Here is a 22190-nt window from a genome sequence, read left to right as displayed (position 1 = left end):
GGACCGTTCGGCAGACCTGCCGAACAGCGCCCGCGTCCCCCTCAATGGGGGGCACGGGCGCTCCCCCCCGGGCAAGCTCAAACGGAAATGAGCTCCGCCAAGCGCAGTCGCTGGATCTTGCCCGACGGCCCTTTCGGCAGCTCCTCCAGCACATGCACCACGTCAGGTGCCTTGAACCTGCCAAGCCTCTCCACACAAAGCTGGATCAACTCCGCTGTCTGCAAGTTCGCCCCCTCACGCAGCCGCACAGCTGCCTCAATGGTTTCGCCATAGCTTTTGCAGGGCCGCGCGAATGCTGCCGCCTCCACCACGTCCGGATGCGCATAAAGCGCCTCGTCCACCTCGCGCGGGGCAATATTCTCCCCGCCCTTGATGATCAGCTCCTTCAACCGCCCCGTGACAAAGACATACCCATCCTCATCCATCCGCGCGAGATCACCCGTCCGCAGCCAGCCGTCCCGGAAGGTCGCCTGGGTCGCGGCAGCATTCTTCAGATATCCGCGCAACACATTCGGGCCTTTCACGACAATCTCTCCCTCGATGCCGGGCGCAGACCGCACGCCAGCCTCATCCTGGATTTCCACCACACAGCCATAGGCAACACCCGGCGAGCCAACCTTGCGCACCCCCGGTGGCAGCGGGTTCGACAGGATCTGCGCCGCCGTCTCGGTCAAGCCCATGGTCTCGACAATCGGCACGCAGAACCGACGCTCAAAAGCCGCTTGCGTCTCAACCGCCAGCGCCGATGACGCCGAGCGTCCAAAGCGCATCCGGGATTTGCAGGCCACAGACGGCTCCGCCGCCCCATGCAGCAGATGCGAGATGATGGTGGGCACAACCGAAAACCACGTTGCCGCACCCTGATCCACCTGGTCCCAAAACCGCGAGGCCGAAAACCGCGGGACCATGGCGAGCGATCCGCCCGACACCAGGCTGCCCAGCACCGTGACGCAAAGCCCGTTGATGTGATAGATCGGCAAAACGCAGAACCCGCGATCTGTGCTGCTCAACTCATGCGCGATGGCCGTCGTCCAGCCGCCGGCCAAGAGGCTCGCATGGGAATGCACAACCCCCTTGGGCCGGCCCGTGGTGCCGGAAGTATACATCAGCAGCGCATCATCCTCCGGGCTCACATCATGAAGCGGTGCCTCCACCTCGCGCATCAATGACACCAGCTTGATCCCGGCCTCATTCGCCTGATCGAAAAGCGCGCAACAGCTCTCATGAACAAAGGCAAAGCGCGCCTCGGAATGGATCAACGCATAAGACATCGCATCCCGACCCGCCGCCAGGTTGATCATCGTTGCCCGGTATCCGCCATAAAGCGTGCCATAAAATGCGGTGACGCTCTCAGCCCCATTTGGCGCCAGAACCGCGACGCTCTCGCCCTTCTGCACGCCTTGAAAGGTCAATCCCGCCGCAAAGGCCCGCGCACGCGCCCGCAGATCTGGCCAGGTCAGCACAGCCCCCGTTTCGGGGAAGACCACAGCCTCCCCACCCTGCTCAGCCCGCGCATCGAGCCAGTCACGCACAGTGCCCGCTGGCGGCCGGTGGCGCTCCAGCCTCATCGTCCGGCGTCGTCCCAATACTTACCAAAGATCTCGTCGAGCGACGGCTCCCGCGCGGGGATCTCGCGCACGATGCGCGTGTACTGCAGGAAATGCCGCCAGTGCAGGTTTTCATCCGTGGCGTTGCCGCCCCAGGCTCCACACCCCATGCTGAGTGAAAACGGCATCCCGTTGGTAAACGCCCCCCCCGTCGCAAACGTATGCGCCTGATTGACGATCACACGCGCCGTGGGAACAGCAAGAGCCAGTTGCAAGGCACGCGCCTCGTCGTTGGAATGCAGCCCCACCGAATGCCCGGCCCCCTGATGCAGCTGAATGGCGCGCGTCTGCGCAACCGCCACCTCAAAATCCGGCACACGGTAAAGCGCCAGCACCCGGCTCAGCTTCTCCCCGCTGAGCGGATGGGCCGAACCAACACCCGAGGTCGGCACGGCGATGTATTCGGTCCCTTCGGGCACCTTGCCCTCCAGACCAAGCGCCACGATCATTGCGCGCGCGTCCTGCGCGATCACCGCAGGGTTCAGCTTGCCCCCGGGCCAAAGCCGCGCCACGATCTCCGCCTCATCTTCAACCACCGCACCACCGGCACGGGCCATCGCCGCGACAAAGGCGTCATAGACCTCCTCGACCACCACCACCGCATTTTCCGATGAACAGGAAGTGGCATTGTCAAACGTCTTCGACGCGCGAATCTTCTCCGCCGCCGCTGCCAGATCTGCCGTCTCATCGACAATCACCGTGACATTGCCTGCCCCCACGGCCACAGCCGGTGTCCCGCAGGTCTGGGCGCGGTGCACATTGTTCTGACTGCCCGTCGCGATGACCTTGTCGCAGGTCTCCATCAACCGCTGGGTCTTTTCCTTTGATCCAGGTGCGGGGATCATCTGCACCAGATCCGGGTCCTCCCCAATCTTGGCAAACTGCGCATGGACAAACTCCAACAGCCGCGCACAGGCCGCCACACCTTTGGGCGAAGGCGCCACCACAATCGCGTTGCCACATTTCAGCGCGTTGATGACGTTGTTGGCTGGCGTGGCCGCCGGGTTGGTCGAGGGCACAATCGCGCCAATCACGCCCATGGGCCGAGCAATCTTGGTAATCCCTGTCTCTGCATCATCATCGACCACACCGAATGTCGCCACATCTTGCATGTCGCGCAAAAGACCAAGCGTCTTGCGGTGGTTCTTGATGACCTTGTCCGCCACATTGCCCAACCCTGTGGTCCGCACCGCAAGCTCGGCCAATTCGCGATTGCGCTCCGGCTGCATGATCGCCCAGCCCACGGCCTGGGCGGCCCGATCATATCGCGCCTGACTGCCGTCTCTCTCGTATCGCACCTGCGCCGCACGCGCGCGGGCCACAATCGCGTCCAACTCCACGATAGGGGCAAGAGTGGTCATCTGCCTTCATCCTTCCAAAAATACTCCGGGGAGGGTGCGGGAGGGGCAGAGCCCCTCCCGCCCGGTCGCCGCCAGGGCGGCGAAACCAAAGACTTTACAACCCCGCAAGAAGCTCTCGCAGCGTCTCTTCCCGCGCCGCCCACATGTCAAGCACCTCGTCCCGGGTCATGATATGCATGGGCGAGCCACCCGCTTTCATCTTTCCCGCCACCCGGCTGTTTGCGAACATATCCGGCACCGTGGCCGCCAGCTTGTCGATGATCGGCTGCGGCGTGCCCTTGGGCACCATTACGCCGCGGAAATTCACGCTCGCATTGTCGATGTCAAAGCCCTGCTCCGCCATTGTCGGAACATCCGGCAGGAACGCATTGCGCTCCAGATCAAAGACACCGAGGATCTTCACATTACCCGCCTCCTGCGCCCGGAACGCATCGGAGAGGTTATTGACCCCGCCCAGCACGTCCCCCGCGATCACCGCTTTCATGGCACCTGCGCCGCCCTTGTTGTTAGGAATATAGGCCAGCTTCACACCCGCTGCTTTCTCCAACTGCAGGGCTGCAATGTGATGACCCACAAACAACCCAGCACCCGAAAACGTCAGCTTGCCGGGGTTCTCGGTGGCATAGCCCACCACATCAGCCATGGAATTGAAGGGGCTGTCCGCACCCACCACAAACACCGCAGGGTCCGCCCCCCAATTGGCAATCGGCTCGAAACTCTCAGCAGAATACTGAACCCCGCCCTCAATCGACTGCGCAATGAAATGCGGGATGTTATAGGCGCCAAGCGTATATCCATCCGCCTCCGCCTGAGTGGCAAACCAGTTCCAGCCCACCCGGCCACCGGCACCGGGCTTGTTGATGATGGCAATGGGCATACCCAAGGCATCCTCGTTTCCCGCAGTCATCGTCACAATCCGCGCTTGGAAATCCGTGGCCCCACCGGCGCCATAGCTGACCATCATCATGATCGGACGATCCGGAAAGGATGCATGCCCATCGGCTACAGCCATGCCGGGCAACCCCATCAGCGCCAGTGCGGCGGCTGCTATCAGTCTTTTCATCTCATTCTCCTCCCAAAGGTTGATCTGCCGTTGTTGCGGTTCAGAAAAATATCTCTCGCGGTGTGAACACCTTGAGCAACATCGCAAAGAGACCATACATCACCGCCAGAAACCCTGCGGTGATCACGATGCGCCTGACCCAGGTCTTGCCCACGCCATGCGGCGCAGGATCGTAGAGAGACAAGAGCACAAAGAACGCCAGCGTCGAGGCCGTGTAGAACCCCAGGGCCTTGGCCGCCCAGAACACGTAAATCAGCGCCACAGCCAGCCCCGGTAGGATGCTGATCATCGCGCGACGGTCCAACCCATTGCCCACCTTGGTCCGCCCCAGGGCCGCCTTGCCAAAGGTCCAGAGCGCCAAGACCACAAATACGGTCGAGATAATCCGTGGGAACAGAAAGGCCGCCGTCGGCTCCTGAGTATAGCTAATAGTGACCACAGCAAGGCCCACGGCGGCGACAAGGCCACTGGCGACGATATGCTGGCTGCGCGGCAGGTCGGTCATGACAACGCCTCCTCTTTCTCGATGGCGTCATCCTTGGTGGTGTAGCGGCGGCTCATGATCTCCATCCACGCCGAATAGCCGACCGACACCAGGACCAATCCGATCAACAAAAGGTTCAGCGCGCCGGTAAAGAAATACAGCCCGACGCTGGAGGTCGCGGTGGCAATCATGCTACCTTGGATGAAATTCGCCTCGGCAATGGGACCCAGGATCAGGCCCAGCACCAGCGGTGCCGCCGAAAATCCGAACCGTTCGAGAAAGTACATGCCCGTGCCAAGCGTCATCATCACATAGACATCGCCCATGGAATTCTGCACCGAATAGCTACCAAAGACTGCCAGCCCCAGCACCACGGCAGCCATCACCGCATTGGGCACCTGGGCCACGCGGGCGGCCAGCCCCGCCACATAGAGCCCAAAGAGGCACATCAAGATCTGGCCGATAAGCATCGAGTTGATGAAGGTCCAGGCCACCTGCGGATGGTTGTCGAAAAGGTCACTGCCCGGGAAAATCCCATGGATCAACAAGCCACCCAGCAGCACCGCCGCTGTGGGTGAGCCAGGGATCGACAGCGTCAGCAGCGGCACCAGAGACGGCCCCACCATGGCGTTGTTGGCACTTTCGGCGGCGATGATGCCTTCGCTATGACCCGTGCCAAATTTCTCACGCTCGGGGCTGAGCTTCTTGGATTGATCATAGGCCACCAATCCTGCAATCTGCCCCCCGACCCCGGGGATCAAACCAATGACCGACCCGGTGAGTGTGCCAATTGATAGCGCGCGCGTGCGGCGCCCCATCTCACGCACGGCCTGCCCCACCGGATGCCGCTCTACGCTCAGCACCTCCGCATCCAGCCGCTGGCGTCCTTTTGCGAACATCGTGATCACCTGCGGAATGGCAAACAGACCAATCAGCGCGGGGATCACGTTGATCCCACCTGACACGCTGGGATGAAAGATGAACCGCTGTGCGCCCATGATATCGTCAAAGCCAATCGTGGCCAGCCACAGACCAATGCAGCCCGACAGCAGCCCTTTGACGACTGAGCTGGAATCGAGTGATCCAATCACCGTCACACCGAGGATCGCAAGCCAGAAAAGGTGCGACGGACCAAAGGCCAGCGCCCATTGCGCCAGCACCGGCGTCAGGAAAATCAGCAGCAGCACGCCAAACACACCGCCCACCGCCGACGACAGAAACGACAGATGCAGCGCCCGCGCGCCCTGCCCCTTCCGCGCCATCGTATGCCCGTCGAGCGTTGTGGCGATGTTGGCGGGCGCGCCGGGGATCTTGAGCAGAATGGCACTGACCGCACCGCCCGCGACGGTCGACGTATAGGCCGCGCCCAGCAAAATCAGCCCCTGTGCAGGCTCCAGCCGAAAGGTGAAGGGGATCAGCAGCGCCACCGCCATTGTCGGTGACAGGCCGGGCGTCGCGCCCAGGATCAGCCCGCCGATGGTGCCCAGCAACAGCAGGCCAAAATTGACCGGCACAAAGACATCGCCGAAATAGGCCAGAAACTCCAACTCGTCGTTCCTCCCAAAAGACAAGATGTTGACCAACAACCGTATGTGATGAAAATAGTTTTGCAAATGTTTTCATTTTTCTCACACAAACTACAGGCAACAAACTGTTTTGGATCAGAAAAAAGCCGATATCATCGCAGTCGCCAAGGCCGCGCGCGTATCACCCTCGACAGTGTCGCGCAGCTTCAACCACCCCGATCTGGTCAAAGCCACGACTCGCAAACGGATAGATGCCGCCGTCCGCCGCCTCGGCTACATCCGCAACCGGGCCGCGCAAACGATCCATGGAATCCGCAGCGGAACAGTGGGGCTGATTGTGCCCACGGTCGATCACGCGATCTTTGCGGAGCTGATCCAGAGCTTCGCCGGCGCCATAGAAGAGCTGGGCTTTACTATCCTGCTTGCCTCGCACGGCTATGATCTGCAGCGGGAATATGCGCTGACCCGAAAAATGCTGGAGCATAGAGTGGACGGCGTGGCGCTGGTCGGGATCGACCATGAAGAGGAGACGCTGTCGTTGCTGCAAAACCAAAACACGCCGACGGTCCTGCTGTGGAACTACACGCCGGACACCCTTTTTCCCTGCGTCGGGTCGGACAATGATGGCGCGGGGCGGCTTGTTGGATCTCATGTCGCGGGGCTGGGGCATCGCCAGATCGCCACGCTTTTCCCGCCTCTGGCTGGGAATGACAGAGCCGCCCAGCGTCATCTGGGAGTAGAAAAGGCCTTGGATGAACATGGCGTGACCATCCCTGACCATTTGCGGCTTGAAACACCCTACAGCGTTGCCTCTGCCAAAGCGGCGGTCACCGACATACTCGGCTTGCCTCAGAGGCCAACGGCCATCCTCTGCGGCAACGACGTGCTGGCTTGGGGTGCGTTGCACGCCATCTCGAAACTTGGATTGCGCGTGCCGCATGACATCACCGTCACCGGGATTGGCGACTTCAAAGGCTCGCGGGAATTCGAGCCTGCGCTGACAACCGTGCGCATCCCCGCGCGGCAAATCGGGGCCAAGGCAGCCGCACTCATTGCAGGCAATATTGTCACGCCAGAGACACCCGGAGACGGCGAACTGATCGTGCCCGAATTGCTTGTGCGCAGCACCTGCGGGCGCTCCAACAACAGCGCCTGCCTTTAAAACACGACATTCATCACAAAGAGCGACACCACCAGGAACAGGAGCGTCATGATCCCCCCGCTCTTGATGAAATCGACCACCTTGTAGCCTGCGGGGCCCATGATCAGCGCGTTGACCTGATGGGTCGGGATCAGGAAGGAATTGGAGGTGGAAATCGCCACCGTGAGGGCAAAAATCGCAGGGTCGCCCCCCGCCGCAATGGCAATGGAAATGGCCAGGGGGACCAACAGCACCGTGGCCCCCACATTCGACATGATCAGCGTGAAGACCGTCGCCAGAACGGCAACACCCGCCTGCAAAGACCAGAGCGGCCAGCCGTCCAGCAGCGAGAGAATCTGTTGCGCGATCCAGGCTGCCGTGCCCGTGGTCTGCACCGCCTGCCCCAGCGGAATGAGACTGGCAAGCAGGAACACCGTGCTCCAGCTCACTGCCTCATAGGCGTCGTCGATGTCCAGCACACCGGTCAGAATCATACCAACTGCCCCGGTCAACAGACACAGCGACAGCCGCAGATCCGTGAAGAGGATCAGCGAGATCGAAATGAGGAAGAACACCAGCGCCCAGCCAACTTTCTTGGGCCGCAGCTCTTCCTGCGGGAAGTTGGTGGTCACCACCACAAAGTCGCGGTCACGTGTCAGCCGGGTCAGCGCCTCCCAGGTGCTGTGAATGACCAGCGTATCCCCCGCATGAAACGGGATCTCACCCACGGGTGTAGGCGCATGCTCGTCCGTTTCCACATAGCTCATGGTGTCTTCGTCGCGGTGGATGGCCAGCAGGCTGGCGCCGTAGGTCTTACGAAACACCAGATCATGCGCGCATTTGCCAATGACAGACGATCCGGGCGGGATCACCATCTCCGCCACGCCAGATTTCGTGGCGGCATAATCCTCGGCAAAGACTTCCAGATTGGGGTGCAGGATGTAACCGCCCTCCTCGACCATCTGCTCAATCACCTTGCGCCGTCCCAGCACCGCCAAGCGGCAGGGCGCGGTGATCTGGGTCTGGATGACCGGCGCAAACCAGCGTTTGCCCTGAAACGCGCTGCCGATGATGTAAACGTGATAGCGCTGCATCACATCATCGAAGGTTTCGCCCACACAGGGGTGCCCGTGCGGCACGGATATTTCAAAGATGTCGGTTTTCAGCCCATAGATGTTCTTGAGGTACTCTTTCAGCGACTGCCCGCTTGTGCCGTCGCCGGATTTGGAGCCCTTGGGCAGAACCCACCGCCCCAGCAGCGTGAAATAGAGAATGCCGGTGGCGACAAGGCACACACCCACCGGGGTGACAGAGAACAGGCCAAACGTCGCCATCTGCTGATCCGCAGGCAGCGCCTGATTGGCACTGAGCAGCAGATCATTGAGCAGGATAAGCGGCGACGACCCCACCATCGTCATGGTCCCACCCAGAATGGCGCAAAAGCCCATGGGCATCAGCAGGCGGCTGAGCGGCAGTTCGGTGCGCACCGAAATCCGGCTGACCACCGGCAGGAAGAGCGCTGCGGCGCCCACATTCTGCATGAAAGACGAGATGACGCCGACAGTGCCCGACACAATCGGGATGATCCGGCCTTCGGTCTTGCCGCCGTGTTTGAGGATCACCGAGGCGACCTTGCTCATCAGCCCGGTCTTGTCCAACCCTGCGCCGATGATCATCACGGCGATGATCGAGACCACAGCATTCGAAGCCAACCCGTCGAACAGGCGGCTCACATCCGCCAGAGAACCAAGCCCCGGCACCTGGCTGAGCAACCCCAGCAGCACCATAACCATGATGGCCGCCAGATCTATTCGGACAACCTCGGAAACGAACAGAAAAACCGTGAATGCCAGCAGGCCGAGCACCACTGACATTTCCAAAGTTAAGGTGATTTGCTCCAAACCCGCACCCCTTTTTTCAAATTGTTACCACCAGCACCGGGCTTCGCGCAACAAAACGTCTGAAAGGATTGCATTCGCCTGCGTATGGCCCCCCGCATGCCCGGCGTGTGCGTCAGTAGGAGTAGTCCGCATAGATGCGGCTGAGGTCTCCATCCCAGTCGCCGTGGTAGTGCTCCAGCAGCTCGTCAGCGGGGACCTTGCCGCTTTCCACACTCTCCATCAACGCGTTGAGGAAGTGGTTCTCATCCGGGACCATGCCGCCCGCGCCCGCGCGGGCGCGCGCCTTCAGGCCCGCTTCGCTGATCCGAACCGCCTCGCGCGCGATATCGTGCAGCTTGATGCCGTGCACCTCGGCCTGCAGCCCGTCGATGGAGGCCGCAACGCGCATCAGGTCCCGCGTCCCCATGTCCCAGTCTTTCACCAGATCCCAGGCCGCATCCAAGGCGGTCTGGTCATACATCAGCCCGACCCAGAACGCCGGCAGCGCACAGAGCCGCCGCCACGGGCCGCCATCCGCTCCACGCATCTCGATGAACCGCTTTACCCGCGCTTCGGGGAAAATGGTAGTCAGATGATCTGCCCAGTCGCTGAGCGTCGGGATTTCACCGGGCAGCGTAGGTAGCTTGCCGTCCAGAAAGTCGCGGAACGACATCCCCAGCGCATCCACATACCGCCCGTCGCGATAGACAAAATACATCGGCACATCGAGCGCATAGTCCACCCAACGCTCGAACCCGAACCCCTCCTCAAAGACAAAGGGCAGCATGCCTGTCCGCGCCGCATCCAGATTGCGCCAGGCCACGCTGCGCCAGGACTTGTGCCCGTTGGGCCGCCCCTCGAAGAAGGGCGAATTGGCGAACAGCGCCGTCGCCACAGGCTGCAGCGCCAGCGCAACGCGCATCTTCTGCACCATGTCGGCTTCAGAGCTGAAATCGAGGTTCACCTGCACCGTGCAGGTGCGCCGCATCATCACGCGGCCCATGGTGCCCACGCGGCCCATGTAATCGTTCATCAGCTTGTAGCGGCCCTTGGGCATCAGATCCATGTCGTCATGGCTCCAGACCGGCGCCGCACCCAGCCCGATGAAGCCCGCGCCAATCCGGTCCGCCACATCCTGCACTTCGCGCAGGTGGGTGTTCACCTCGTCACAGGTCTCGTGGATCGTCTCCAGCGGCGCGCCCGACAGCTCCAGCTGCCCGCCGGGTTCCAGCGAGATATTCGCCCCGTCCTTTTCCAGCCCGATGAGCTTGCCGCCCTCTTCCACGGGTGCCCAGCCATGAGCGTCGCGCAGCCCCTCCAGCATCACCCGGATCGAGCGGTCCCCCTCATAAGGCAGCGGCTTCAACGTGTCCTTGCAATAGCCGAATTTCTCGTGCTCCGTCCCGATCCGCCATTGGTCTTTCGGCTTGCAGCCGTCGGCCAGGTACTGCGCCAGTTGATCATGCGACGTGATCGGTCCGCCGCCGGATTGAGGGATGGACATGGGGGAGGCTCCGTTCAGTCGTGGCGTGATCTAGGAAGGTCAGGGATGAGCCGAAACGACGAAGGTGTCAATGCAGACGAAGGGGGGCGGCGGCCTCACCTGCGCGCTGCCAGATCACGATGGCGTGCGCGTCAGCACCCTGCAGCGCGTTAAGCATTCGCTCCGTCCGCAGGCCGGACAGTGTCGCAAAAGCGTCAAACAACGCTTCGGCACCTTCTGCGTTCACAGGAATCAACAGATCGGGCTGGCCGGGCTGCGTTAGTCGCCAATGCGCAGGGTAAAACGTCTTGTCCAGCACCAGCTCGGTCATCTCTCGCAGCGCCACAGACCCACCCGTCAGCGGCCCGAAATAGGTGATCTGGCCTTCATCCACACGCACCGCCCCCGGCCCCTGCCCCGCAGAGCGAAACCGTGCGCGCTGCACGCCGACCCAGACCAGCGCCGCCCCGCCGGCAAGCAGCGCAAGCGCCGGAAGCACCAGCAACCGCCCCGGACCCAGCAGCCACCACAGCCCCAGCACCACCATCGCACCGCCCGCCAGCACCTCGCGCCAGCGGACAAGCTGCGCCTTCGCCTCTGGCCGCAGGAAGGTCATGCCGCGCGCCCCACAATCCGAGGTGTATCAAGCAAGGAAATCTGGTAGCTGCCGATCCTCCGAAACCCGATGGCCTCATAGGCCCGGGCCGCAAAAGATGTCGCAGCAAAGAGGATCGCCGCACGAATGCCCTGCCCCCGCACCTCAGCCAGATGCAATGCCACGATGCGCCCGCCATGGCCACACCCGCGATGCTCGGGCGGCACGTAGACGCCGCCCACCTGCACCATGTCAGACGTGCGCGCGTTCAGCGCCGACATCGCACAGACCACACCGCCAATCTCCATGACCCGGGCGTCTGCCCTTTCGACGAATTGCCGTGCCGCAAGCTGCCCGTCGGTCCCGCCCAACGTGCCCATGCCGGTCTCGTGATGATAGGCGTCGAACCATGACGCGAGCCAACGCGTCTCGTCCGGTCTTGGGCGACGCAGCGACACATCCGCCGCCTGTAGGTCCGGCAGATCGGATAGCGACAGCGCATAAAGCGGCTGAACATCCTTCAACCGGAACGCCGAATCCTCAAATCCAAGTGCTGCGGCAAAGGCCTCCACCTGCTCGGGCACGCCTGTCATGCCCACCAGCGTCCGACCTTGCAGGGCCCGTGCACAATCTTCCCAAAAGTCAGCGTTGGCACCCGGCGCCTGGCACATCAGGAAGCCACCGTTGGTGCAGCCCGCCACAGCAGTGATCTGCCCCGCCGCCTCGCACAGATAATAGGTGGTCGCATTGGCATGATCAGATGCGCCGATCCCATGCGCGGCCAGATTTCCGCGCAGGAACATCGAGGTCACCGCATAGGGCTGCAGGAACGCCTCCAGCCGGGCCGCATCCTCTGGCGTTGCGATCCGGATCACACCCAATCTCCCAATGCGCTCTGCCAGAGCGTCAAAGCCGCAACCGCCGCCGTATCCGCCCGCAAGATGCGCGGCCCAAGAGACACCGCGTGGGCCTGTCCCATACGTTGCACCCTGTCGCGCTCGCCATCAGCAAAGCCGCCCTCCGGCCCGATCAGAATCGCCCAAGGCCCGCAAACGGCAGGTAAGGTGGGCTTTGAGGCCACCTGCCCCTCGTCGCAAAACATGATCTGCCGGGTGTTCTCCCAGGCGCCCAGCACCCGGTCCAGCCGCTGCATCTCCACCACCTCCGGCACGAAGGTCGCGCCACATTGCTCGGCGGCCTCGACCGCATGCGCCTGCAACCGCGCACGCTGAATGCGCCCCGAATTGGTGAACTGCGTCTGCACCGGCACGATCCGAGCCGCGCCCATTTCCACCGCTTTCTCGACAATGAAATCGGTGCGCGCCTTCTTGATCGGCGCAAACATCAACCACAGATCGGGCGGCATCTGCATCGGGCGCGTCTGGCTCAGCACAGCAAGCACACCGCCGCGCTTGCCTGCCTCCGCCACTTCGGCCAGCCACTCGCCGCTCTGGCCATCAAAGACCAGAATCTGCGCACCGACCCCAAGCCGCATCACGCCAAAAAGGTAATGCGCCTGCTCCCGCGACACCGGAACCGATTGCCCCGCGCCCAAGGCATGCTCTACATAAAGTCTGACTTTGGCCGTCACGGTCTGATCCATGAGGAGAGACATATGCAAAAGCCGCAGCCTGTACCAGATGGCGCTGTCGCAGACGCCGTCAAAGACAATTGGGTCGACAGGCTGGCCCCCGCATGGTCGCGCCCCTACCTGCGGCTCAGCCGGGCCGACCGGCCCATCGGCACCTGGCTTTTACTGTTGCCCTGCTGGTGGGGGCTGGCGCTGGCGATGCTGCATGACCAGCACGCCTCCTGGCATGACCTCTGGATCGCCCTCGGCTGCGCGGCGGGCGCGTGGCTGATGCGCGGCGCAGGCTGCACCTGGAACGACATCACCGACCGTGACTTCGACGGCGCGGTGGAGCGCACACGCTCCCGCCCCATCCCGGCAGGTCAGGTGACCGTGCGCGGAGCCATCATTTGGATGTGTGCGCAATCGCTGCTGGCCTTCTGCATCCTGCTCACCTTCGATGTGGCAGCCATTGCGCTTGGCGTGCTCGCCCTGCTGCCCGTCGCCATCTATCCCTTTGCAAAGAGGTTCACCTGGTGGCCGCAGGTCTTTCTTGGCCTCGCCTTCAACTGGGGCGCGTTGCTGGCCTGGGCAGCCCATAGCGGCACGCTGCACGCGCCCGCCCTTCTGCTCTATCTCGCAGGCATCGCCTGGACGCTCTTCTATGACACGATCTACGCGCATCAGGACACCGAAGATGACGCGCTCATTGGCATCAAATCCACCGCGCGGCTCTTTGGTGATCAAACCGGCACCTGGCTGCGCCGGTTTCTGATCATAACCGTCACTCTCGTCGGCATTGCCGTGATTGTCGCAGCGCTGCCACAAGCCTCACCACTCGCACTGCTGCTGGCGCTGGCAGGTCCGTTGGCCATGGGCTGGCATATGATCTGGCAACTGCGCAGCCTCGACATCCACGATAACGCGAAGCTGCTGCACCTCTTTCGCGCCAACCGCGATACCGGCGCGATCCCGCTGCTCTTTTTTGGCGCAGCGCTGCTGGTATGATTGAACCCCCGCCCGCAGGCAGGTATCACAAAGAGGAACCGTAACAGATCAGCAGGCCCCATGCCGCGCGCCACCAAAACCCTTTCGCTTTGCGTTTTCGCCGCTGCTGCCGCTGCCGCCTTTCTGGCGGCAAATGCGTCGGTGCAACTGGTCGAGGATTCGTCCGAGATCGGCGTGCGGGACGCGCTCGATACCAACGCGCTGACCTGGGCGGAGGTCGAGGCGGACGGTCTGCGCGTGATGCTGTCCGGGACAGCACCCACCGAGGCGCTGCGGTTCCAGGCGCTTAGCGTGGCGGGCTCCGTGGTGGATGCCGCGCGGATCATCGACGACATGGATGTCGTTGCAGCCAAAGCCATCGCCGCGCCGCGCTTTTCCGCCGAAGTCCTGCGCAACACCTCGGGCGTGTCCATCATCGGGCTCATTCCCGAGAGCACCGACCGCGATGCAATTGTCGACGGTTTTGCCGCGATGTCCGATCTGCCGGTTACCGATCTTTTGGAAACGGCGGACTACCCCGCCCCCACCGGCTGGGACGACGCGCTGGCCTTCGCCATCAATGCCACCCGCGACCTGCCCCGGGCCAAGGTGTCGGTCACCGCAGGCCGCGTCGAGGTCACCGCGATCACCGACAGTGTCGCCGCAAAAACAGCGCTGGAAAAAGAGCTGACGCGCGCTGCACCACCTGCCCTGCGCCTCACGCTCAACATCAGCGCCCCGCGCCCGGTGATCACCCCCTTCACCCTGCGCTTCGTGATCGATCAGGGCGGCGCGCGCTTTGACGCCTGCTCCGCCGACACCGAAGAGAACCGCGACAAAATCCTGGCCGCAGCACATACCGCCGGGCTGGACGGGACAGGACGCTGCACCGTCGGCATGGGCGTGCCCTCTCCCACATGGACGCAGGCCGTCGAAACCGGCATCACCGCTCTGGCAGAGCTTGGCGGCGGCAGCGTCACCTTCTCTGACGCGGATGTGACACTGGTGGCCGCAGAAGGCACCGACCCGCGCCTCTTTGATCGTATCACCGGAGAGCTGGAGACCGGCCTGCCCGAGGTCTTCGCGCTCGCTGCGGTGCTGCCCGAGACGCTTGAGCCATCCGAAGGGCCTGCCGAATTCATCGCCACACTCAGCCCCGAAGGGCAGGTTCAACTGCGCGGGCGGCTGTCGGATGAGAAAATGCGCGAAGTGGCCGACAGCTTTGCCCGCGCCAAATTCGGCTCAGCCAATGTCTACACCGCCGCGCGTGTGGTGGATAACCTGCCGCAAGACTGGTCAGCCCGCGTGCTCACCGGCATTCAGGCGCTGGGATATCTCAACAACGGCGCCGTCACAGTCACTCCCGACAAGATCGCGCTGACCGGCAAGTCTGGCGACCAGAATGCCCGCGCCGCTGTCGCACAGTTCATGGCCGGGAAACTCGGCCAGGACGGCACTTTCGACATCGACGTGGCCTATGTGAAAGCGCTGGACCCGATTGCTGCCCTTCCAACCCCGCAGGAATGCGAGGCGGATATCAGTCAGATCGTGTCGGCGTCCAAAATCGTGTTCGAGCCCGGCAGCGCCACCATCGACGAAGGCGCGCTTAACACAATGGATATGATTGCCGAGGTCTTGCGCGACTGCGGCGACCTGCGGCTTGAGGTGCAAGGGCACACCGACAGCCAGGGCCGGGAAGAAATGAACCTCGCCCTCAGCCAGGCCCGGGCAGAATCAGTGCTGAACGAGTTACGCGCCCGGCGTGTGCTCACCGGCACATTTGTCGCCAAAGGCTACGGCGAGGCCGCCCCCATCGCCGATAACGGCAGCGAGGCAGGCCGCGAAGCCAACCGGCGCATCGAATTTCGCCTGATCCCCCCTCCGTCACCTCAACCTGAAGGCGAAACAGCACTGGAAAGCGCTGCAGAATCCGGCGATACAGAGAGCAGTGATGGTGTGGAAGGGTCCCGGGATGAGTAGGACTGAGTTTGTTATCGCAACAGCTGCGATCTTGTTTGTGGCCTTCTGCCTGGGCTGGTTCGCGAATTGGCTGATCCACCGGTTCAGCCGCGTCGCTGCCGACGATGTGGCCCAACTTGACCGAATGAGTCAGGAGTTGCACGAGGCCGAAGAGACCCGCGATCAGGCGATCACCTACCTGCAGCAGCGCGAGGCAGAGCTGACCAACCAGCTCGCCCAGACCGAGGCAGAGCTGCGCGCGGCCATGGACGGCCTGCGCGACGCCCGGCACGAGGCCGAAGAGCTGCGCGCGCAGGTCAGCCGGGAAGCGATCAGCTAAAGCATCTCACGACAACCTGAAACGCCACGCTTTACCCGATGCGTTAAGGTCCCTGACTTCACGAGATATCAGCGCATCAGGATCTCACAGGCTCAAGCCACGGTCAGATGCGCGCATTTGGCCAGATGCCCGACACTCTGGGATGTGCTGCCCAAGACCATAGCCGTCAGATTGCCCAGACCCCGGCGCCCGGTAACAATGAGGTCAGATCCCACCTCATCTGCATGTCCGACCAGCGCCCGCCCCGGCTCCCCATCGCCAACGTGCGAAATGGGCTGTGCAACACCGGCCTCGGCCGCGACCGTCCGCGCCTGCATCAGGACCTTCTGCGCCGCCTCCGCGACCTCTTCGGCAGAGGGCATGGTTGTGGCAACATGGTATCCCGCAACAGCCCCCATGGCGAAGGCCACCGTTTCGGGCTTTGGCGTATGGGAGATATGCAGCTCAGATCCATAGGTCGTGGCCAGATTGCAGGCTGTGCGCAAAGCCTTCTCCGAGGCCTCCGATCCATCAAACCCAACAGTGATTTTCTCAAACATTGCAGATGTCTCCTCTCGTGTTCCAGTTCGAAAGAAGACTAGGGCGTGTGATCACACCCCGCCTTGATGCACGTCAAACCGCTCACCAGCGGGTCAGCGCATCCTCGTCCTCGGCCTTGGCGGCCACCCAGCCAGCGCCCCGGTCGGTGACTTCTCGCTTCCAGAAGGGCGCGCGGGATTTCAGGTAGTCCATTAGGAACTCGGCGGCCTCAAAGGCATCCTTGCGGTGCCGCGCCGCCGTCGCCACCATCATGATCATCTCGCCGGGCGCAAGGCTGCCGTGACGGTGAATGACCATCACATCGCCAAGCGACCAGCGCCGCTGCGCCTCCTGGGCGATGTCGGTCAAGGCGCGCTCGGTCATGCCGGGATAATGCTCGATCTCCATGACCTTCAGCCCGCCTGCATCGCTATCGCGCACCACCCCCGTGAAGGTCACCACAGCGCCCATATTCTGATGCCCCGCCGCAAACCCCGCGGTCTCTGCGCCCAGATCAAAGGGCGCCTCCTGCACCGATACGCGCATCAGCCCCCCGTCATTGGCGGGAAAAAGGCCACCTCGCGCGCACCCGCCAAGGGCGCATCGAAATCGCTCAACTCCTGATCAATCGCCACCCGCAGCGCCGAGCGGTCGGCAAAGGCCGCCGCATAGCGCTCCTCCCGCGCCACCAACTCATCCACCAGCTCCGACACGGTTGCGGCCTCGCTCTGAACCTCCTCGCGCGGCAATCCGATCCGCTCGCGCACCCAGGCAAAATACAACACATTCATGCGCTTTCATCCCTCAGGTAAGGTGTGGCCTTGCGGAAATAGTCGTACCCCGACATCAGGGTCATCGCCGCCGCAATCCACAACATCCATAGCCCCACGCGCCCCGACCACACCATCGCATGATAGTAAAAGCGCAGGCCGCTCACATCTTCAACTTCACCCTGCAGCACCTGGCTGACCAAGGCTTGATCCATCCCAAAACTGTTCATCACCAGATGATGTTCGAAAATCCCGCGCGAGAACAGCACCGCAATCGCCACCATTTGCGCGGTGGTCTTCCATTTGGCAAGCTTGGTGACCTTCAGCGTGCCCGCCGTATCGCCCAGAAACTCGCGCAACCCCGAGACAAAGACCTCCCGAAACAGGATCACGGTGGCCGGCAGCACCAGCCAGGGCGTCCAGTAAACATCCGAGAAGCCCACGATCACCATCAACGCAATCACCACCATCGCCTTGTCAGCAATCGGATCGAGCATCGCGCCCAACTTCGTCTCCTGCTTCCAGGCGCGCGCCAGATAGCCGTCAAACCAATCGGTCACCGCCGCCAGCACAAAGAGCACCAGCGCAAACCAATCCGCATAAGGCCGCGTGAAATAAAGAAACATCACCGCCACCATGGGCGCGGCCACCAACCTGACAATGGTCAGCATATTCGGCAAAGTCAGCGTCATGTCCGAACCCTACACCGCGCTCTGACGGGGCGAAAGCGGCAACCGACAGCACCAGCCCCCGGGTTTCTTCTGGCCATAAATATCCCCGCCGGAGGCACGGCTTTTCGCAGAAAAGCCCACAAAGGAGTCATCCGCGCTCATGAAAGAAGTCATAGATCTTCTCAGCCAGGGCGCCCGACACCCCCTCCACAGCTCTAAGGTCACTCAGGTTCGCCCGCGCCACCGCCTTGGCCGACCCGAAATGCGCCAGCAGCGCCCGCTTGCGGGCCGCCCCCACACCGGGCACGTCGTCGAGCGGCGTGGCCCCCACCGATTTCGCCCGCTTGGCCCGATGCGTCCCAATGGCAAAGCGATGCGCCTCATCCCGCATCCGCTGAATGAAATACAAGACCGGATCATTGTGGCGTAGCGCGAAGGGACGCTTGCCGGTGCGGTAAAACTCTTCCTTGCCCGCATCCCGGTCGATGCCCTTGGCCACACCCACCATGGGGATGTCACCCACCCCATGCGCCTCCATGATCTCGCGCACCGCACTCACCTGCCCCGCGCCCCCGTCGATCAGCAACAGATCCGGCCAGTGCCCCTCGCTGCGCTCCGGGTCCTCCTTGATCAGCCGCTTGAAGCGCCGGGTCAGCACCTCTTTCATCATCCCGAAATCATCCCCGGGCGTCAGCGCGTCGCCCCGGATATTGAACTTGCGATACTGGTTCTTCAGAAACCCCTCGGGCCCCGCAACGATCATCGCGCCCACGGCAAAGGCGCCCTGAATGTGGGAGTTGTCATAGACCTCGATGCGCTCAGGCGGGGCCTTGAGATCAAAGGCCTCTGCCACCCCGCGCATGAGCTTTGCCTGCGTCGCCGTCTCGGCCATCTTCCGCGCCAGGCTCTCGCGCGCATTGCGCAGCGCCGAATCGATCAGCTCCGCTTTCTCGCCCCGCTTCGGCACCAGCAGCTCCACCTTGCGGCCCAGCTTGCCGGTCAGCGCCTCGGCCATCAGGTCCGGGTTCTCGATCTCATTGCTGAGGATCAGCTGCCGCGGCGGCTCCCGCGTGTCATAGAACTGACCGACAAAGGCCTCCAGCACCTCTGCGGCATCCACATCCGGGCCGACGCGCGGATAGTAGTCCTTGTTGCCCCAGTTCTGATTGGCACGAATGAAAAACACCTGCACACAGGCTTGCCCGCTCTCCATGTGCAGGGCGATGATATCCGCCTCGGTCACCCCCTTGGGGTTGATGCCCTGCGCCGTCTGAACCTGGGTCAGCGCCTTGATCCGGTCGCGCAAGGCGGCGGCCCGCTCAAACTCCATCGCCTCCGAGGCCGCGCCCATCTCCGCCGCCAGCCGCGCCTGAATATCCGTGGTCTTGCCGGTCAGAAACGTCTCCGCATCCTTGACCGAGCGGCGATACTCCTCCGGGCTGATCTTGCCCACGCAAGGCGCGCTGCACCGCTTGATCTGATACTGCAGACAGGGCCGCGTACGGCTGTCGAACATCGCGTTCGAACAATCCCGCAGCAGGAAGACGCGTTGCAACTGGTTTAGCGTCCGGTTCACCGCCCCCGCACTCGCAAAGGGCCCGTAATACGCCCCCTTCTCCTTCTTCGCCCCGCGATGCTTCTTGATCTGCGGAAAGTCATGCTCCGCCGTCACTAGAATATTCGGAAAGCTCTTGTCGTCACGCAGCAGCACGTTGAACTTGGGCTTCAGCTGCTTGATCAGGTTCTGCTCCAGCAGCAGCGCCTCGGTCTCGGTCCGCGTTGTCAGGAACATCATCGACGCGGTCATCGAGATCATCCGCGCAATGCGCGGGGAATGCCCCGTGGGACGGCTGTAATTGCTCACTCGCGCACGCAAGTTGCGCGCCTTGCCCACATAAAGAACCCGGCTCTCAGCGTCGAGCATCCGGTAGACGCCCGGCGATGTGTCCAGCGTCTTGAGATAGCCCTGAATGACCTCAGGGCCGATCGCCACATCTTTGGGATGGGTCTCTTCTGAGTGCGACATATCCATGAGTGTGATTCTTAGCTGCCGCTGCACCGGAGTGAAAGCAACTGCAAGGCAGAACCTTTCCACCAATCATGTGGATAACTCTGCCGATAACTTCCAGCCATCCGGAAATTTTCCTTTCTGTGAGGGGATTTCAGCGCTTTGCACAAAAAATAGGCAACAAACCAAGCATCTGTTTTTACGTGATATTTTCTTCTGCGCAGCACAAGGTTTTGAAAACAAAGACATTTTAGTAACGGATTTGTAACACAGATTAAGCCCGTGCAAAACTCCGGCGCCGCAGCCCCTATTCCACGCCCAGGACGTCCGGCGTCTGCCAGGCAAGGTGCTGCCCGCCATCGACGCAGAGCAGCTGCCCCGTGACCCCCGGCGCATCCAGGAAATAGCCCAGCGCCGCCGTCATATCCGCAGGGTTGGAGCCCCGCTCCAGCACCGTCGCGGCGCGTTGCCTGGCGAAATGCTCCGCCGATTGCCGCCCGCCCTGTAGCGTCGGGCCGGGCCCGATGGCATTGACCCGGATCGCGGGCGCCAGCGCCTGGGCAGAGGTCTGCGTCAGCGCCCAGAGGCCCATCTTGGCCAGCGTATAGGTCATGAATTCCGGCGTGAGCTTGCGCACCCGCTGGTCGATCATATTCACGATCAGCCCGGCGGCCTGCGGCTCGCCCGCGGCATCCGCGAGTGGGGCCAGCCCCTGTGCCGCCATCTTCTGGGTCAGCAGGAAGGGCGCGCGCAGGTTGCTCTGCATATGCCGGTCCCAGCTCTCCCGCGTGGCCGAGGCGACCGTGTCATACTCGAAGATCGAGGCATTGTTCACCAGACAGGTCACCGGCCCGCCAAAGGCCCCCGCTGCCTGATCGAAGAGCGCCTCACTCGCCGCATCGTCCAACAGGTCCGCCTGCAGCGCCACGCCCCGCGTCCCCGCCGCCTCAACACCTGCCACCGTCTCCCCGGCCCCAGCCGCCGAAGACGCATAGTGCACCGCCACATCATACCCGCGCCCCGCGAGATAGAGCGCCATGGCGCGGCCAATCCGGTGGCTCGCGCCCGTCACCAAAGCTGTCGGCATAAAATCTCCCTGACCTGCCCGTCAAGCCAGCACGATCACCAGGTAGGCCACATAGAGCCCGCTCAGGATCACGCCCCAGACCCGCGTGATGTTCCAAGACAGATAGACGAAGGGCAGCAAAAGAACAGAGGCGCCGAGCATGACCCAGAGATCGAAGGTCAGAAACTCCCGGTCCACCGGGATCGGCCCTACGAAACTGGCAATGCCGATGATCGCCAGCAGGTTGAACATGTTCGAGCCGATCACATTGCCCAAGGCCACATCCGCCTGCCGCCGGAGTGCCGCCATCACCGTCGTGGCCAGCTCCGGCAGCGAAGTGCCGATGGCCACCAGCGTCAGCCCGATCACCGTATCCGACACCCCATAGGTCTTGGCGATGATCGTCGCATTGTCGACCAGCAGATCCGCGCCCAGCGGCAGCCCGGCAAGCCCCAGCAGCAGGAACATGACAATCCGCCACCACGGCAGGTCGGGGTCGGCCCCCTCCGGCTCTTCCTCGGGCTCCCCCTTGCAGGCCTGCCGGTGCTGGTGGGCATCGCGAAAGGCGACCCCCAGCATCAGCGCAAGCCCGGTCAGAAGCACCCCCCCCGCGATCCAGTCAAAAACACCGCGAAACGCCAACCCGATGAACAGGACGCTGGCGAAGAGCATCTGATTGTAGGTCTTGCGCGTGTTGCACTCCGACGTGTGCATCGTGGCGAGCAGCGCAGGCACCCCCAGCACCAGCAGGATGTTCGCCGTGTTCGAGCCCACCACATTGCCCAGCGCCAGCCCCGGCGACGCCTCCAGGATCGCCTGTACCGAGATCAGCAACTCCGGCGCCGAGGTGCCAAAAGCCACAATCGTCAGGCTCACGATCAGCGCGGGGACCCCGAGGCGCAGCGACATGTTCACCGCGCCCTTGACCAGCGCATCCCCCGCAAGAAGCAAAAGCACCAGACCAAAACCGCAGAAGATCCACGGCATGATCATGCGCGGCGATCCTTACCACAGGGGCACGGGCCCTTGCCGATGCGGTAGCGCCCGCAGGCGCGGCATTTGACGTTCGACAGCCGCTTGCCCCCCAGCCAGTGCATCTTGCCGAACATGGCGAGCACGCCCATGACGACAAGGAACAGGGTGACAATCTTGAAGATCAT

The 22190-nt window shown here is 62.7% G+C and carries 23 protein-coding genes; 5 read left to right on the top strand and 18 right to left on the bottom strand.

Annotation, left to right across the window (positions count from 1 at the left end; genetic code table 11):
* Positions 1–77: 77 nt before the first annotated feature.
* The 5 genes from So717_RS12575 to So717_RS12555 form a co-directional block, all read right to left on the bottom strand.
* The gene (locus tag So717_RS12575) at positions 78–1568 is read right to left on the bottom strand and encodes an AMP-binding protein (protein ID WP_159977764.1); all 1491 of its coding nucleotides are present in this window, start codon (positions 1566–1568) and stop codon (positions 78–80) included.
* A complete protein-coding gene (gene sauS / locus So717_RS12570; RefSeq protein WP_159977762.1) occupies positions 1565–2968 on the bottom strand; it encodes an acylating sulfoacetaldehyde dehydrogenase in 1404 nt (467 codons plus the stop codon). Before sauS ends, So717_RS12575 begins: the two co-directional genes overlap by 4 nt.
* A gap of 94 nt (positions 2969–3062) precedes the next feature.
* Positions 3063–4031 carry a tripartite tricarboxylate transporter substrate binding protein gene (locus tag So717_RS12565; RefSeq protein ID WP_159977760.1) on the bottom strand — a complete coding sequence of 323 codons (969 nt, stop codon included), beginning with the start codon at positions 4029–4031 and terminating at the stop codon, positions 3063–3065.
* 40 nt (positions 4032–4071) lie between these two features.
* A complete protein-coding gene (locus So717_RS12560; RefSeq protein ID WP_159977758.1) occupies positions 4072–4536 on the bottom strand; it encodes a tripartite tricarboxylate transporter TctB family protein in 465 nt (154 codons plus the stop codon).
* A complete protein-coding gene (locus So717_RS12555; protein ID WP_159977981.1) occupies positions 4533–6062 on the bottom strand; it encodes a tripartite tricarboxylate transporter permease in 1530 nt (509 codons plus the stop codon). Before So717_RS12555 ends, So717_RS12560 begins: the two co-directional genes overlap by 4 nt.
* Positions 6063–6171: 109 nt before the next feature.
* On the opposite strand from So717_RS12555, the gene So717_RS12550 reads away from it, so the two are divergent.
* Entirely contained in the window at positions 6172–7203 is a 1032-nt protein-coding gene (locus So717_RS12550; protein ID WP_159977756.1) for a LacI family DNA-binding transcriptional regulator, read from the top strand.
* Here So717_RS12550 and So717_RS12545 read toward each other — a convergent pair.
* The 5 genes from So717_RS12545 to So717_RS12525 form a co-directional block, all read right to left on the bottom strand.
* Positions 7200–9056 (bottom strand): SLC13 family permease, encoded by a 1857-nt coding sequence (locus So717_RS12545; protein WP_238840887.1) that lies wholly within the window; start codon positions 9054–9056, stop codon positions 7200–7202. The genes So717_RS12550 and So717_RS12545 overlap by 4 nt on opposite strands.
* Before the next feature lie 139 nt (positions 9057–9195).
* Positions 9196–10566 (bottom strand): glutamate--cysteine ligase, encoded by a 1371-nt coding sequence (locus So717_RS12540; protein ID WP_159977752.1) that lies wholly within the window; start codon positions 10564–10566, stop codon positions 9196–9198.
* 67 nt (positions 10567–10633) lie between these two features.
* Positions 10634–11161, bottom strand: a complete 528-nt coding sequence (locus tag So717_RS12535) for a hypothetical protein (RefSeq protein WP_159977750.1) — start codon at positions 11159–11161, stop codon at positions 10634–10636.
* Positions 11158–12015: a GNAT family N-acetyltransferase gene (locus tag So717_RS12530; RefSeq protein ID WP_159977748.1), complete on the bottom strand. Its 858-nt coding sequence runs from the start codon at positions 12013–12015 to the stop codon at positions 11158–11160. Before So717_RS12530 ends, So717_RS12535 begins: the two co-directional genes overlap by 4 nt.
* A complete protein-coding gene (locus So717_RS12525; RefSeq protein WP_159977979.1) occupies positions 12012–12731 on the bottom strand; it encodes a 16S rRNA (uracil(1498)-N(3))-methyltransferase in 720 nt (239 codons plus the stop codon). The genes So717_RS12530 and So717_RS12525 overlap by 4 nt, the downstream gene beginning before the upstream one ends.
* Positions 12732–12755: 24 nt before the next feature.
* On the opposite strand from So717_RS12525, the gene ubiA reads away from it, so the two are divergent.
* From ubiA to So717_RS12510, 3 genes are read left to right on the top strand one after another with little or no spacing between them, the layout of a single operon-like run.
* Positions 12756–13718, top strand: a complete 963-nt coding sequence (gene ubiA, locus So717_RS12520; protein WP_159977746.1) for a 4-hydroxybenzoate octaprenyltransferase — start codon at positions 12756–12758, stop codon at positions 13716–13718.
* A 60-nt stretch (positions 13719–13778) separates the two neighbouring features.
* Entirely contained in the window at positions 13779–15677 is a 1899-nt protein-coding gene (locus tag So717_RS12515; protein WP_159977744.1) for an OmpA family protein, read from the top strand.
* Positions 15670–15996 (top strand): hypothetical protein, encoded by a 327-nt coding sequence (locus So717_RS12510; protein WP_159977742.1) that lies wholly within the window; start codon positions 15670–15672, stop codon positions 15994–15996. Before So717_RS12515 ends, So717_RS12510 begins: the two co-directional genes overlap by 8 nt.
* A gap of 92 nt (positions 15997–16088) precedes the next feature.
* On the opposite strand, the gene So717_RS12505 is transcribed toward So717_RS12510, so the two are convergent.
* The 5 genes from So717_RS12505 to uvrC form a co-directional block, all read right to left on the bottom strand.
* On the bottom strand, positions 16089–16535 hold the full coding sequence (locus So717_RS12505; protein ID WP_159977740.1) for a universal stress protein: 447 nt from the start codon (positions 16533–16535) through the stop codon (positions 16089–16091).
* 82 nt (positions 16536–16617) lie between these two features.
* The gene (locus tag So717_RS12500; protein ID WP_159977738.1) at positions 16618–17061 is read right to left on the bottom strand and encodes a molybdenum cofactor biosynthesis protein MoaE; all 444 of its coding nucleotides are present in this window, start codon (positions 17059–17061) and stop codon (positions 16618–16620) included.
* Positions 17061–17306 carry a molybdopterin converting factor subunit 1 gene (gene moaD / locus So717_RS12495; protein WP_159977736.1) on the bottom strand — a complete coding sequence of 82 codons (246 nt, stop codon included), beginning with the start codon at positions 17304–17306 and terminating at the stop codon, positions 17061–17063. Before moaD ends, So717_RS12500 begins: the two co-directional genes overlap by 1 nt.
* The gene (gene pgsA / locus So717_RS12490; RefSeq protein WP_159977734.1) at positions 17303–17977 is read right to left on the bottom strand and encodes a CDP-diacylglycerol--glycerol-3-phosphate 3-phosphatidyltransferase; all 675 of its coding nucleotides are present in this window, start codon (positions 17975–17977) and stop codon (positions 17303–17305) included. The genes moaD and pgsA overlap by 4 nt, the downstream gene beginning before the upstream one ends.
* A 127-nt stretch (positions 17978–18104) precedes the next feature.
* Positions 18105–19982 carry an excinuclease ABC subunit UvrC gene (uvrC, locus tag So717_RS12485; RefSeq protein ID WP_159977977.1) on the bottom strand — a complete coding sequence of 626 codons (1878 nt, stop codon included), beginning with the start codon at positions 19980–19982 and terminating at the stop codon, positions 18105–18107.
* 4 nt (positions 19983–19986) lie between these two features.
* Here uvrC and So717_RS12480 point away from each other — a divergent pair, with 4 nt between their 5' ends.
* Positions 19987–20232, top strand: a complete 246-nt coding sequence (locus tag So717_RS12480; protein ID WP_159977732.1) for a hypothetical protein — start codon at positions 19987–19989, stop codon at positions 20230–20232.
* A gap of 39 nt (positions 20233–20271) precedes the next feature.
* Here So717_RS12480 and So717_RS12475 read toward each other — a convergent pair whose 3' ends face one another.
* Genes So717_RS12475 through So717_RS22065 form a run of 3 tightly spaced genes read right to left on the bottom strand, consistent with a single transcriptional unit; the run spans position 20272 to position 22190 of the window.
* The gene (locus tag So717_RS12475; RefSeq protein WP_159977730.1) at positions 20272–21051 is read right to left on the bottom strand and encodes an SDR family oxidoreductase; all 780 of its coding nucleotides are present in this window, start codon (positions 21049–21051) and stop codon (positions 20272–20274) included.
* Positions 21052–21072: 21 nt separating this feature from the next.
* Positions 21073–22023, bottom strand: coding sequence for a calcium/sodium antiporter (locus So717_RS12470; RefSeq protein ID WP_238840885.1), 951 nt, complete (start codon positions 22021–22023; stop codon positions 21073–21075).
* Entirely contained in the window at positions 22020–22190 is a 171-nt protein-coding gene (locus So717_RS22065) for a hypothetical protein (protein WP_174239044.1), read from the bottom strand. The genes So717_RS12470 and So717_RS22065 overlap by 4 nt, the downstream gene beginning before the upstream one ends.

Origin of the sequence: Roseobacter cerasinus (assembly GCF_009811755.1) — a bacterium.
GTDB classification, from domain to species: Bacteria; Pseudomonadota; Alphaproteobacteria; order Rhodobacterales; family Rhodobacteraceae; genus Roseobacter; species Roseobacter cerasinus.
Note: the sequence above shows the minus strand (reverse complement) of the source record. Positions and strands in the feature narration are given on the sequence as shown.

What these genes read in the sequence shown, in the direction of transcription:
- So717_RS12575 (WP_159977764.1), bottom strand. Translation starts at nt 1,568, where the DNA reads ATGAGGCTGGAGCGCCACCGGCCGCCAGCGGGCACTGTGCGTGACTGG.
- sauS (WP_159977762.1), bottom strand. Translation starts at nt 2,968, where the DNA reads ATGACCACTCTTGCCCCTATCGTGGAGTTGGACGCGATTGTGGCCCGC.
- So717_RS12565 (WP_159977760.1), bottom strand. Translation starts at nt 4,031, where the DNA reads ATGAAAAGACTGATAGCAGCCGCCGCACTGGCGCTGATGGGGTTGCCC.
- So717_RS12560 (WP_159977758.1), bottom strand. Translation starts at nt 4,536, where the DNA reads ATGACCGACCTGCCGCGCAGCCAGCATATCGTCGCCAGTGGCCTTGTC.
- So717_RS12545 (WP_238840887.1), bottom strand. Translation starts at nt 9,056, where the DNA reads ATGTCAGTGGTGCTCGGCCTGCTGGCATTCACGGTTTTTCTGTTCGTT.
- So717_RS12540 (WP_159977752.1), bottom strand. Translation starts at nt 10,566, where the DNA reads ATGTCCATCCCTCAATCCGGCGGCGGACCGATCACGTCGCATGATCAA.
- So717_RS12535 (WP_159977750.1), bottom strand. Translation starts at nt 11,161, where the DNA reads ATGACCTTCCTGCGGCCAGAGGCGAAGGCGCAGCTTGTCCGCTGGCGC.
- ubiA (WP_159977746.1), top strand. Translation starts at nt 12,756, where the DNA reads ATGCAAAAGCCGCAGCCTGTACCAGATGGCGCTGTCGCAGACGCCGTC.
- So717_RS12515 (WP_159977744.1), top strand. Translation starts at nt 13,779, where the DNA reads ATGCCGCGCGCCACCAAAACCCTTTCGCTTTGCGTTTTCGCCGCTGCT.
- So717_RS12510 (WP_159977742.1), top strand. Translation starts at nt 15,670, where the DNA reads ATGAGTAGGACTGAGTTTGTTATCGCAACAGCTGCGATCTTGTTTGTG.
- So717_RS12505 (WP_159977740.1), bottom strand. Translation starts at nt 16,535, where the DNA reads ATGTTTGAGAAAATCACTGTTGGGTTTGATGGATCGGAGGCCTCGGAG.
- So717_RS12500 (WP_159977738.1), bottom strand. Translation starts at nt 17,061, where the DNA reads ATGCGCGTATCGGTGCAGGAGGCGCCCTTTGATCTGGGCGCAGAGACC.
- moaD (WP_159977736.1), bottom strand. Translation starts at nt 17,306, where the DNA reads ATGAATGTGTTGTATTTTGCCTGGGTGCGCGAGCGGATCGGATTGCCG.
- pgsA (WP_159977734.1), bottom strand. Translation starts at nt 17,977, where the DNA reads ATGACGCTGACTTTGCCGAATATGCTGACCATTGTCAGGTTGGTGGCC.
- uvrC (WP_159977977.1), bottom strand. Translation starts at nt 19,982, where the DNA reads ATGTCGCACTCAGAAGAGACCCATCCCAAAGATGTGGCGATCGGCCCT.
- So717_RS12480 (WP_159977732.1), top strand. Translation starts at nt 19,987, where the DNA reads ATGAGTGTGATTCTTAGCTGCCGCTGCACCGGAGTGAAAGCAACTGCA.
- So717_RS12475 (WP_159977730.1), bottom strand. Translation starts at nt 21,051, where the DNA reads ATGCCGACAGCTTTGGTGACGGGCGCGAGCCACCGGATTGGCCGCGCC.
- So717_RS12470 (WP_238840885.1), bottom strand. Translation starts at nt 22,023, where the DNA reads ATGATCATGCCGTGGATCTTCTGCGGTTTTGGTCTGGTGCTTTTGCTT.
- So717_RS22065 (WP_174239044.1), bottom strand. Translation starts at nt 22,190, where the DNA reads ATGATCTTCAAGATTGTCACCCTGTTCCTTGTCGTCATGGGCGTGCTC.